8 protein-coding genes are annotated in these 13,429 nt (G+C 34.8%); 7 read left to right on the top strand and 1 reads right to left on the bottom strand.

Translation table 11 applies throughout. The features are described from left to right. Window positions 1-87: 87 nt before the first annotated feature. Window positions 88-933, bottom strand: coding sequence for an AraC family transcriptional regulator (locus PQ463_RS06975; RefSeq protein WP_111376567.1), 846 nt, complete (start codon window positions 931-933; stop codon window positions 88-90). 179 nt (window positions 934-1,112) lie between these two features. Here PQ463_RS06975 and PQ463_RS06970 point away from each other — a divergent pair, with 179 nt between their 5' ends. From PQ463_RS06970 to PQ463_RS06940, 7 genes are all read left to right on the top strand, one after another. Further along, on the top strand, window positions 1,113-2,027 hold the full coding sequence (locus PQ463_RS06970; RefSeq protein ID WP_274256945.1) for a dihydrodipicolinate synthase family protein: 915 nt from the start codon (window positions 1,113-1,115) through the stop codon (window positions 2,025-2,027). 199 nt (window positions 2,028-2,226) lie between these two features. Beyond that, window positions 2,227-3,810: an aldehyde dehydrogenase (NADP(+)) gene (locus PQ463_RS06965; RefSeq protein WP_274256944.1), complete on the top strand. Its 1,584-nt coding sequence runs from the start codon at window positions 2,227-2,229 to the stop codon at window positions 3,808-3,810. A 1-nt stretch (window position 3,811) separates the two neighbouring features. Next, complete coding sequence (locus PQ463_RS06960; protein ID WP_111423213.1) at window positions 3,812-4,822, top strand: 4-hydroxyproline epimerase; 1,011 nt, start codon at window positions 3,812-3,814, stop codon at window positions 4,820-4,822. A 454-nt stretch (window positions 4,823-5,276) separates the two neighbouring features. After that, on the top strand, window positions 5,277-6,512 hold the full coding sequence (locus PQ463_RS06955; RefSeq protein ID WP_274256943.1) for an NAD(P)/FAD-dependent oxidoreductase: 1,236 nt from the start codon (window positions 5,277-5,279) through the stop codon (window positions 6,510-6,512). A gap of 3 nt (window positions 6,513-6,515) precedes the next feature. Then, window positions 6,516-7,817, top strand: coding sequence for an aminopeptidase P family protein (locus PQ463_RS06950; protein WP_274256942.1), 1,302 nt, complete (start codon window positions 6,516-6,518; stop codon window positions 7,815-7,817). A 1-nt stretch (window position 7,818) separates the two neighbouring features. After that, window positions 7,819-9,975, top strand: a complete 2,157-nt coding sequence (locus tag PQ463_RS06945; RefSeq protein ID WP_274256941.1) for a S9 family peptidase — start codon at window positions 7,819-7,821, stop codon at window positions 9,973-9,975. A 247-nt stretch (window positions 9,976-10,222) separates the two neighbouring features. After that, window positions 10,223-13,429 (top strand): SusC/RagA family TonB-linked outer membrane protein, encoded by a 3,207-nt coding sequence (locus tag PQ463_RS06940; protein ID WP_274256940.1) that lies wholly within the window; start codon window positions 10,223-10,225, stop codon window positions 13,427-13,429.

The following is a 13,429-nucleotide window of genomic DNA, read 5'->3' as shown; positions in this document are numbered from 1 at the left end:
TTTGCGAGCAATTTTTTCTCTCGCAGATTTAGCAGATTTTATAGATTTTTTTGATCTGCTTTAATCATTTAAAATCTACATGAAATATTACAAATTCAGTTTTCTATATTGTAAAGGCGAAAGCTGTTTTAATTCCTTAAACTTTCGATTAAAATTGGAAATATTATTGAAACCGCATAATTCGGCAATTTCCAAAACAGAGAGTTCTTCATTATTAGATAATAATTTTGCCGCTCTCTCAATTCGTACTTCAATTAGAAATTGAAAAAAAGACTTGTTGGTCCGGACTTTAAAATACCGGCAAAAGGCATTTTTGGTCATACTGGCAATCGAAGCAATTTCATCAAGCGTGATATTTTTGTGGAAATTGGTCATTACATATTCAAACACAATCTGCATTCTTTTTCCTTCGTTATCTGTTATTTTCTTTTGATATAAATAATTAGAAAGCGGAGTAGTTTCTGATGTTGAGAGCCATTTTAAAATATCCAGAAATAATATAAAACGGGTATAGCTGTCAGCTTTTTTTAGTTTCTTAAAATACTTGACTACTTTTTTGGGCGCGTTATGAATTATGAATCCGTTTTTACTGCTTTCTAGAATGGGATGGATATTTCTAAAAGTAGGCAATTCAAAAAAATCTCTTCCGAACGAATTGAATGTAAAGAATAAAGTACGCATTACAGAAATTACATTTTCTTGAATGTCGCTTCTAAAAACATGTGGCAAATTGCTTCCAATTACGAGTATATCGCCTTCATGATACTGCGAAATAGTATCACCGGCAAAAACGGCTCCTTCTCCTTTTTCTATAAAACTAATTTGAATTTCTTCATGCTGATGAAGTTTATCATAGAATGATACTTCGATATCTTCTTGATATATAAGGGGATCTTCTCCAGATTTTGGAATTTTAAATGGGAAAACTTTCATATAGTGGTTAGTTAGTTATGATCAAATATATTGTATTTGAATAAAAAAATGATGCTATAATGTTCAGTTTTTTAAAATTTACCACTATAGAGGGTAATATAGTATCATTTTGTGGTAATTTTTAAAGGGTGCGCTCTGTTGTTTCTAGATAATTTTGGCCTTAATAAAAAATTAAAATTATGAGTATTCAATGGAATGGCGTTATGCCAGCGGTAACTACAAAATTTACTGCAGATGACAAATTAGACTTCAATATGTTTGAAGTTAATATGAAGGCACAATTAAATGCTGGAGTTTCAGGAATTATTTTAGGAGGGACTTTAGGTGAAGCCAGTACGCTTTTAGAGGAGGAAAAAAGAGAATTAGTAAAACATACTGTTGCACTAACAGAAAATAAAGTGCCTGTAATTATGAACATTGCAGAGCAGTCTACAAAAAATGCAATTTTGGCCGCTAATAAAGCTGAACAAGATGGAGCAAAAGGATTAATGATGCTTCCTCCAATGCGTTACAAAGCATCTGATTTTGAAACGGTTACTTTTTATAGTGAAGTGGCAAAAAACACTTCTCTTCCTATTATGGTTTACAACAATCCAGTCGACTATAAAATTGAAGTTACTCTAGATATGTTTGAAGAATTATTAAAATACGATAACATTCAAGCAGTAAAAGAATCAACTAGAGATATCTCTAACGTAACTAGAATGATCAACCGCTTTGGAGATCGTTTAAAAATATTATCAGGAGTAGACACATTAGCATTAGAAAGCTTATTTATGGGTTCTGATGGATGGGTTTCTGGATTGGTTTGCGCTTTCCCTGAAGAAACAGTGGCAATTTACAAATTGGCAAAAGCGGGAAGATTTGATGAAGCGTTGAAAATCTATAGATGGTTCTTACCTTTATTAGAATTGGATATTAATGCATTTTTAGTTCAGAATATTAAATTGGCAGAAGTTGCAACAGGAATTGGTTCAGAATATGTTCGTGCGCCAAGATTACCATTGCAAGGAGCAGAAAGAGAAAGAGTTTTAGCGATTATTGCTGAAGGATTGCGCACAAGACCAACTTTACCAGATTATAAAAATTTATAATAGCATATTTAAAAGATTGGCTTTGCTTTTTTAGTTTTCAGTCTCGGTTCTCAGCTTTCAGTCGCAGTCTCAGTTTTTCAGTTTCCATTTACAGTCAGGGTTTTCGGTTACTGCGTTTACTGGGGCTGCGACTGAAACTTGAGACTAAAATCGTGGCTGAAAACTACAATGGCATTTAATTCATTTATAAGAAAAAAACATGATTACAGGAAAAAATTATATAGGAAGCCAGCTAAAAGCAGGCGGTACAAAAATACTAAAAACGTTTAATCCGCTATTGAATACAGAAAATCCATGGGTTTTTACAGAGGCAACTCAAGATGAAATTGAAGAAGCGGTTGCGCTAGCCAATCAAGCATTTGCGAGTTATAAAAATTATTCTGGTATTGAAAAAGCTAAATTTTTAAACGCTATTGCAGATGAAATTTTAGCATTAGGAGATGATCTTTTAGTTCAATATTGCACCGAATCGGGTTATCCGAGAGGTAGAGCAGAAGGAGAACGCGGAAGAACAATCGGCCAGTTGAAAGCTTTTGCCGATATGCTTACAGAAGGAAGCTGGGTGCAAGCTACAATAGATACAGCAATAATTGACAGACAGCCTGCGCCAAAAGAAGATTTACGCAAAATGTTAACACCTCTAGGACCAATTGTGGTTTTTGGATCAAGTAACTTTCCTTTTGCATTCTCTACAAGCGGAGGAGATACAGCTTCAGCTTTGGCTGCGGGTTGTCCAGTTATTGTAAAAAGCCACTCTATGCATATAGGAACAGGCGAAATGGTTGCTTCGGCAATCATAAAAGCGGCTAAGAAAACTAATATGCCAGAGGGTGTTTTTTCTAACCTTATAGGTGATGGAAGAACGCTTGGGACAAGTTTGGTAAAACATCCATTGGTAAAAGGAGTTGGTTTTACAGGAAGCATTAAAGGCGGACGAGCTTTGTGCGATTTAGCTGCACAGCGCCCAGAACCAATTCCAGTATTTGCCGAAATGGGAAGTATTAATCCAGTGGTATTATTGCCTAATGCTTTGAAAAAAAATAGCCAAAAATGGGCAACGGCTTATGCGGGTTCTATTACTTTGGGAGCTGGGCAATTTTGTACGAATCCAGGGTTATTGCTTGCTTTGAAAGGAGAAGAATTAAATGATTTTACTGAAAAGTTGGATCAGGCAATCGAAAAAATTCAGCCAGGCTGTATGCTGCACCCTTCTATTTATGCTGATTTTAATAACGGAATTGCAAAAATAGAAGAGCAGAATGGAGTTTCAAGAATAGCGCAATTTAAAGGAGAGACAACACCAAATCACGGTGCTTCAACTGTCTTAAAAGTTGATGGAAAAGAATTTTTAAAAAATGCAGTATTGCACAATGAAGTTTTTGGACCATTTTCTATTTTAATTGAATGCGAAAATGAAGCTGAATTAATAGAGGTAATTTCTAAGCTTGAAGGACAGCTGACAGGAACAATCATAAGTGAGGAGAACGAAATTGAATCTCATAAAGGAATAATTGGTGCTTTACAGAATCGTGTAGGTCGTTTGATCTATAATGGTGTTCCTACAGGTGTAGAAGTTTGTGCTTCTATGCTTCACGGAGGACCTTATCCTGCATCTTCAGATTCACGTTACACAGCAGTTGGTATAGATGCAGTGTATAGATGGGTGCGTCCAGTAAGTTTTCAGAATTGGCCAGATCATTTGCTGCCAGCTGAATTACAAAACGAGAATCCGCTGCAAATTGTTCGTACAGTAAATAATAAACTAACACTATCTCAAATATAAAATGGTAAAGAAAACTTTTTTTTGCGTAGATGCTCATACGTGCGGGAATCCAGTTAGGGTTGTTGCCGGTGGCGGACCAAATCTACAAGGCAATTCGATGAGCGAAAAACGGCAGCATTTCTTAAAAGAATATGATTGGATTCGTAAAGGATTAATGTTTGAACCAAGAGGGCACGATATGATGAGCGGAAGCATTTTGTATCCGCCAAGTAATCCTGATAATGATTTTGGAATTTTGTTTATTGAAACTTCTGGCTGTCTGCCAATGTGCGGACACGGAACAATTGGAACTATTACAATTGCTGTCGAAGAAGGTTTGGTGACTCCAAAAGTTCCTGGAATTATTAAAATGGAAGCGCCTGCAGGTTTAGTGCACATCGAATATCAACAAACAGGCAAAAAGGTAGATTGGGTACGTCTGACCAACGTTAAATCGTATCTAGCGGCAGAAGGACTTACTATTGATTGTCCAGAATTGGGCGAAATTGTTTTTGATGTGGCTTACGGAGGAAATTACTATGCCATTGTCGATCCGCAAAAGAATTTTTCTGGTGTTCAGGATTTTACAGCAAGTAAAATTGTTCAGTATAGTCAGGAAGTGCGTAAAAAAATTAACGAAAAATATCCAGATTATTTCATCCACCCAGAGAATGATACAATTCGAGATGTATCACATATGTTATGGACAGGATCGCCTATTGACTCAACATCATCTGGCAGAAATGCTGTTTTTTATGGTGACAAAGCAATCGACCGTTCACCATGTGGAACGGGTACATCAGCCCGAATGGCACAATTGCACGCTAAAGGAAAATTGAAAAAAGGAGAAGAGTTTATTCACGAAAGTTATATTGGAAGTAAGTTTATTGGAAAAGTCGTAGAAGAAACTTCTATCGGAGATATTCCAGCTATTGTTCCAAGCATTCAAGGATGGGCAAAAGTATACGGATATAATAATATTATAATTGATGAAAGCGACGATCCATATGCATTTGGATTTCAGGTTATTTAAAAATCAGTTTATAATATAATTAAGCTGTTGGTTAAATTATATTATTGTTTTTTGAATAGTCTCTAGTTTTAACTATGGGATTTTAGAAATTGTAAATAAGATGGGCTTTAGCCAAATTAACATGGTTGTTGTTTAAGCTAAAACCATCTTTTACAATTTTAATTACTATCTAAAGATCAATGTCTTAAGTTAAGAGATTTTTGATTTCAGATTTGAGCATAGAATAAATAATATTTAGATATAGCCAGTGGTTTCAACCGCGGGCCCATATAGATTGTTTTTTGATTGCATACCCGTGGTTGAAACCACGGGTTATGTTTAAAAACGGAGTCAAAAAAATAATTGATAAGCAAAGTCCAAGGCAATTGGTTTTAGCTTAATGAAACATATAATCTAATCCAACAGATTTAAAATATAATTAGTAGTTCAAAGAACTCTTAACGAAATAAAATTTATGAAAAAAGTTGCTGTTATCGGCGGTGGAATTATTGGCTTATGTTCTGCCTATTATCTTGCAAAGGAAGGTTACGAGGTGAGTGTATTTGATGAATCTGATATGAGCAATGGCTGTTCGTATGGAAACGCAGGTATGATTGTACCATCACACATTATTCCGCTGGCACAGCCGGGTATGATTGCTCAAGGAATAAAATGGATGTTTGACAGCCGTAGTCCATTTTATGTAAAACCGCGTTTAAGCAAAGATTTAATAAACTGGGGAATGCAGTTTTATAAACATGCCAATTTACGCCATGTAGAAAATGCGATGCCTGCTTTACGTGACCTATCTTTATTAAGTAAAGAATTATATCAGGATTTTGCCAAAGAGAATAATTCTTTCTTTTATGAAGAAAAAGGACTTTTAATGCTTTATAAAAGTGATAAAGTAGGAGAAGAAATGCATCACGAAGGAAAAGAAGCAGAACGTCTAGGACTTGAAGTAGATTATCTCTCAAAATCTGAAGTGGCACTTTTAGAAAAAGGAACCAATACCAATGTAATTGGGGGAGTTCATTATAAAAGTGATGCTCATTTGTATCCGCAAAAATTTATGGCTTTTATCAAAGAGGAATTATCTCGTTTAAAAGTCGAAATCCACTCACAAACCAGCGTTAAAGATTTTGTTTTAGAAGGAAATAAAATTGAAAAAATTGTTACCGATAAAGGGCTTTTTAGAACTGACGAAGTGGTTTTGGCATCAGGATCTTGGAGTCCTTTTTTGGCTAAAAAATTAAATATCTCAATTTCTATTTTACCAGGAAAAGGATACAGTTTTACTTTAAAAGATAAATCCCAAAAACCAAGTATTCCATCTATTTTATGCGAAGGAAAAGTGGCCGTAACTCCAATGGCAAATGATATTAGATTTGGAGGAACTATGGAAATAACACACACCAAAGACAATAAAATAAACGCAAACAGGCTTCAAGGAATTATAAATAGCATCAATGATTTTTATCCTGACATGAAAGTGGAAATGCCAAAAACAGAAGACACTTGGTTTGGGTTTAGACCATGCACGCCATCCGGAATGCCAATTATTGCTAGAGACAAAAAAATCGTAAATTTGACCTTAGCAACAGGACATGCCATGATGGGATTAAGTCTCGCACCGGCAACAGGAAAAATCATAACAGAAATTATTTCTGGAAAACCGACTTCTGTAGCTATTGACAGATTCCAAATATAAAATATGAGATACAACCAGATTCCGGTTTCTTTGTTTATAGAAAACCGAAAAAGATTTACCGAAAAAATGCTGCCAAATAGTTTGGCCATTTTAACTTCAAATGACGTAATGCCTAATAACGCTGATGATGTTATGGGTTTTGCTCAAAATAATGATTTGTTTTATCTGTCTGGTATTGATCAGGATGAAACTATTCTGGTGCTTTATCCAGATGCTTTTAAAGAAGAAAACAGAGCTATACTTTTTGTAAAAGAAGCAAATGAACATACGCTGACTTGGGACGGTGATTTTTTAACCAAAGAACAGGCCACGGCTATTTCTGGAATCAAAAATATCAAATGGATTCATGAGTTTGAGAAGGCTTTACAGCTTTTTGCCTTTGAATCAGATGTTTTTTATTTAGGTCACAATGAGCATATCAAAAGGGTAACGGCTGAAATGGAAACCAGACAAGACCGAATGATTAAATGGTGCAAAGAAAAGTATCCATTGCATCAATACGAGCGTGTGGCAAAAATAACGCGCGAATTGCGTCCAATTAAATCGAACGAGGAAGTTGATTTAATTAAAAAAGCAACAGCAATAAGTGTTGAAGGTTTTCATAGAATTTTAAATACCATTCGTCCTAATATAAACGAATATGAATTAGAGGCCGAGTTGTTGTACGCTACCGTAAAAAATGGAGGAACAAGACAAGCTTTTAAATCAATTATAGCCTCTGGTGGAAATGCATGCTCATTGCATTATAATACTAATGATGATATTTGCGAAGAGAATGAAATGGTTCTTCTCGATTTTGGAAGCTGTTATGCCAACTATAATTCAGATACCACAAGATGTATTCCGGTTAACGGAACTTTCAGTCCTAGGCAAAAAGAGGTTTACGAATCTGTTTTGCATTGTTTGAAAGAAGGTTCTAAATTACTAAAGCCTGGAGTTTTATCGAAAGATTATGAACTTCAAATGGCTAAATTAATTGAAGCTGAATTGGTAAAATTAGGATTAATTACTGAAGAAGAAATTAAATCTCAAGATCCAGAAAAACCTGCTTACAAGAAATATTTCATGCATGGAACTGCGCATCATTTAGGACTTGATGTTCATGATGTTGGTTTGTATTCAAGACCTTTTGAAAAGGGAATGGTGCTTACTTGCGAACCTGGAATTTACATTAGAGAAGAAGGAATAGGATGCCGTTTGGAAAATGATTATCTGATAACAGAAAATGGAAATATCAATCTGAGTGAAGCTATGCCTATTGAAATTGCCGAAATTGAAAATTTAATTAAAAATAAAAAAGGATAAGATGAGAAAATATTTGTTGTTGGTACTGTTTATATGTACATCTGTTTTCGCACAGAAGATTGATATTAACAATCTAAATTGGTTGCCAAATTCTCATTCTTTTTGGGTGAATCAAGACAGTAACGTGGTCGTTTATGATGTTGATAAGCTAGATAAACAAAACACTATTTTATCAAAAGCACAATTAGCTGCTGCTGGATTTACAGGCGAAATTGAACAATTGGTTTGGAACGATTCAAAAACAAAAGTATTAGTCTATACAAATTCTAAGAAAGTTTGGAGAGACAATACTAGAGGTGATTATTGGTATTTTGATTTGGCCACAGGAAAAGGAAAACAATTAGGCAAAAACTTGGATGCGTCATCTTTAATGTTTGCTAAGTTTTCTAGCGATAATGAAAATGTTGCCTACGTTTCAAAACACAACATATATGTTGAAAATCTGAATTCTGGAAAAATTACGCCAGTAACTACAGACGGTACAGATAAAATTATTAACGGAACTTTTGATTGGGTTTATGAAGAAGAACTAGCTGCTCGTGACGGATTCAGATGGAGTCCAGACGGAAAAAGCATTGCTTTTTGGAGAGTAGATGCTACATCTACCAAATTCCATTTCATGATCAATAATACAGATTCGTTATATCCGACAATTATTCCTGTGGAATATCCAAAAGCTGGAGATAAACCTTCTTCTGTAAAAATCGGAATTGTAAATATTGATTCTCTTCAAACCAATTGGTTAAATATTCCTGGAGAACCAGATAATAATTATTTGGTTCGAATGAAATGGCTTAGCAATGAATCTATTATGGTAGTTCAGTTAAATAGAAACCAGAATCAGGTTACGATGTACGATTGCAATGCAAAATCGGGTGCAGCGAGAGTGATTTATAAAGAAGAATCAAAAGCATGGATTGACGTGTTTGATACTTCTGCTGGTGAATATGACGTTTTTCCTTGTCAGTTTGTAGACAACGGAAAAGCCTTTTTATGGAGTTCTGACGCAGACGGATGGATGCATATTTACAAAATAAGCCTTGACGGAAAATCAAAAGAGTTAATCACTAAAACTAATTTTGATGCTTATTTTAAAGCCTATAATGAAAAGACCAAAACAATATATTTTATTGCTAGTCCAGAAGATGCTACTCAGCGTTACTTGTATGAAACAAATTTAAGTTCGAAAAAAACAAAAAGAATAACTCCAGCAATTTTTGACGGTACAAACCGATATGTTTTTTCTACAGATGCAGCTTATGCAAGACATACCAATTCTAGCATTTCGAGAGATTACAATCAGAGGTTGATTGCCTTGTCGGGGCATCAAAAGATTTATCCAAAAGAAGCAGATGTTTTTGTGGCTCCAAGACGAAATTATTCAATGGAGAAGTTTAAAGTAAAAACTGAAGATGGAGTTGAAATTGATGGTGTAATGGCAAAACCATTGGATTTTGATCCTTCAAAAAAATATCCTGTTTTCTTCTATGTTTATGGAGAACCGATGGCTTCAGTAGCCAATGACAAACCGTATTTTAATGGTTTTATCGCTGAATTGATTCCAAAAGGATATATCGGAATTGCTATGGATAATAGAGGAACTCCTGTAATGAAAGGAACACAATGGAGAAAATCTATTTACAAAAATATCGGGATTATCAATACGCGTGATCAGGCAATGGCAGCCAAAGAAGTTTTAAAATGGAACTTCATCGATTCTGATCGTGTGGCGATTCATGGCTGGAGCGGCGGTGGAGCAGTAACTTTAAACTTAATGTTTCAGTATCCAGAAATCTACAAAACTGGAATTGCGATTGCAGCAGTAACAGATCAGCATTTTTATGATAATATCTATACAGAGCGCTATATGGGATTGCCAGACGAAAATCAGGCAGCTTATATTCAGGCTTCTCCTGTAACACATGCTAAAAATCTGAAAGGAAATTTACTATATATTCACGGAACAGGCGATGATAATGTACATTATAAGAATGCAGAAGTTTTAATAAACGAATTAATCAAATACGATAAAATGTTTGATTTAATGATTTATCCAAACCGTTCTCATAGTATTGATGAAGGAGAAGGAACAGAAAAACATCTAGTAGATACTTTTGTCAGATTTATTGAAAAAAATTGCCCGCCAGGAGCAAAATAATAAAAATACATATTATAAAAGAAAGGAGAGTTTCATCAAATTGAAATTCTCCTTTTTTTTTGATTTATGTTATTTGGAACTAAGTTAATTGTTTGATTTTGAAATCTTTCTAAAAAGGTAATATAGTAAATGTGTAATTGCGAAATTGATATTTATAGGGTAATATAAGCAGGTTTTTCGGTAATATATTATCAGAAAAATTATCTAAAAAGCAAAATATTTGCCACATTAATTATAAAACCATTTTATGAAATTCAAGATTAATGTTAGAAAAATTGCAGTACTCTTTTTTGTGCTGTTGACGAAACTGACCTTTGCCCAAGATCGGGTGGTGTCAGGAATTGTTTCAGATGAGAATGGAATTCCATTGCCAGGTGTTGGAATACTGGTAAAAGGAACTCAAACAGGTTCTCAGACTGATTTTGATGGGAAATATTCAATAAAAGCTGATGCAAATGCGGTACTTGTGTTTAGTTTTATTGGAATGCAAACTAAAGAAGTTCCGGCTCGTAGTAATAGCGTAAACGTAAAAATGTCTGCAGGATCTACGCAATTGCAGGAAATTGTAGTTACAGCATTGGGACTTAAAAGAGAGAAAAAATCTTTGGGTTATGCTACGCAAGAAATAAATGGAGATCAGCTTACAAAAATAAATACTGGTAACGTTTCGAATAATATTTCAGGAAAAATTGCGGGTGTACAAATTAGAAGAAATAATAATATTGGAGGATCTACAAACGTTGTCATTCGTGGTACAACTTCTTTGACAGGAAACAATCAGGCCTTGTGGGTTGTGGATGGAATTATATTAAACAATGACAACACCAATACAAGTGACCAGAAATCAAGTGGTAATAAAGGAGGATATGATTATGGTAATGCTGCCTCAGATATAAACCCTGATGATATTGAAACCATGAACGTTTTAAAAGGTGCTGCAGCAACAGCGTTATATGGATCAAGAGCTTCAAATGGAGTTATTATCGTAACACTTAAAAAAGGCAGCAAAGCTAAAGGAGGTTTAGGTATAGATTTCAGCACCGGAATAAACGTTGGGGTGGTTGATAAAGAAACATTGCCAGAATATCAAAACCAATATGGTGGAGGATATGGATCTTTTGGATCAACTGTAGATTTAGGGAGCGGTTCTCATCCGTCTGTAAGTATAGAAGATGCTTCTTGGGGGCCAAAATTTGATCCTTCTGTTTTGGTGTACAATTGGACTTCTTTTTATCCTAATCTACCAACTTGTGGGAAATTATCACCTTATACAGCGGTAAAAAAGAATCCAAACAGTTTTTATCAAAACAGTTTAACTTATATCAATAATATCGCTATTTCTGGTTCGAATGATCAGGGTGATTTTAGATTTGGTTACACTAACTACAATCAGCAGCAAGGAATTCTGCCTAATAGCAATAACAGAAAAGATAATTTTAATTTTTCTGCTAGCTATAAAATTGCGCCAAAAACTAGAATTTCAGCATCATCAAATTATATGAAATCAGATGCGATTGGTATGAATGAGACTGGATATGGAGATGGCGGAAACAACTATTTGAGCAGTGTAAGACAATGGTACAGTACAAGTGCTGATTTTGGTGATCTTAAAGAGGCTTACGAATTAACAGGTAAAAATATAACATGGAATGTGCAATCGCCAACTAAGTTGACCGTTTTGTTTCATGATAATCCGTATTTTCAGCGTTATAACAATTACAACTCGATGAAAAGAGATCGTTTCTTTGGAAATGTAATCTTAAAAACAGAAGTTACAAATTGGTTTGATATCATGGGGAGAGGTGCTGTCGATTTTTATCATCAGTTACAAGAAGAGCGCATAGCTGTGGGTTCAAAAAGAACATCAAACGGATTAGGACAATACTCTAGATATGATAAAAACTTTCGTGAAATCAACTTAGATTTAGTTTTGAATTTTAAAACGGCTATTACAGAAGGTCTAAATTTTACGGGGATGTTAGGAGGAAACTCTAGACGTTCTGTATTAAATTCTATTTATGCTGAGACAAATGGCGGATTGGTTGTTCCAGGAATTTACGCTTTGACAAACTCAATAAATCTAATCAACTATCCTGGCGAGGCAGAGCAGACTATTGGGACAAACAGTATTTATGGGACAGCTAATTTTGCTTATCTTGATACATTTTTTGTAGAAGGAACATACAGAATAGATCAGTCTTCTACTTTGCCAAAGGCGAATAATACTTATTCTTATCCTTCAATCACAGGAACTTATATTTTTAGTAATCATATCAAAGCAGATTGGCTATCTTTTGGTAAGCTGCGTTTAAACTATGCTGAAACAGGAAACGATGCTCAATTTGCAGTAACTTCTCCGAGATATTCTAAAAATAATAATTTTGGTCCAAACGGAATTCGTTTTTCAACAGAAGATAGCAGAAGCAATTCTGATTTAAAAAGTGAGTTGACAAAAGGTTTTGAGGCAGGTCTTGAGCTTAAGTTCTTCAAAAACAGATTAGGAGTTGACTTTTCTTATTACAAAACAAATACAACAAATCAGATTCTATCTATTGAAACGCCTACACAAACAGGATACACAAGAGCATGGATTAATGGAGGAGATGTTCAAAACAAAGGATTTGAGTTAACGGTAAATGCTACTCCAATCAAAACAAACAATTTTACATGGCAGGCAACTGTAAACTGGTCTACTAATAAAAATGAAGTAATTTCTTTAGCAGGAGCAAATCAGATTTCATTAGGAGGTTTCCAAGGAATTAGTTATGTAGCAGAAGTTGGTAAACCAGTTGGTCAGCTTGTGGGTTCTGGTTATACTTATTTAAATGGGCAGAGAGTTATTAACTCAAACGGAACCTATCAAAAAACTTCAGGAGTAGTGATCGGAGATGTAAATCCTGATTGGATTGGTGGTTTTAATAACGTTTTAACGTATAAGAATATTTCTTTCAACTTCTTAATAGATGTTAAAAAAGGAGGAGATGTATACTCTTTAGATCAACAATTTGGACATCAGACAGGTATCTATGAAAGTACAGTGAGTAAAAACCATAATGGAGTTCCGCAGCGTGAGCCTGTTGCTAATGGCGGCGGTGTATTGCTAAACGGAGTTCAAGCAGATGGAGCACCAAATACTGTGGTTGCAGAAATCGCAGATGCTGCAGGATACGATTTTTATGGTTCTATGCCACAGCAAGAATATGTTTATGATGCATCTTATGTAAAATTACGTGAAGTTGGGTTAAGCTACAGATTTCCAAAAAGATTCTTAACTAATACGTTTATCAATAATATGGTCTTCGCTGTTAATGGAAGCAACCTTTGGATCATTCACAAAAATCTTCCTTACGCAGATCCAGAAGCGGGAGCATCTTCGGGTAATTTACAAGGCTTTCAATCAGGGGTTTTACCGACAACAAAAGAGTATAGTTTTACATTGAAAGTTCAATTCTAA

The organism is Flavobacterium sp. KACC 22763, from assembly GCF_028736155.1.
GTDB lineage: Bacteria > Bacteroidota > Bacteroidia > Flavobacteriales > Flavobacteriaceae > Flavobacterium.
The sequence above is the reverse complement of the archived record's forward strand: the minus strand, read 5'-3'. Positions and strand labels throughout refer to the sequence as shown.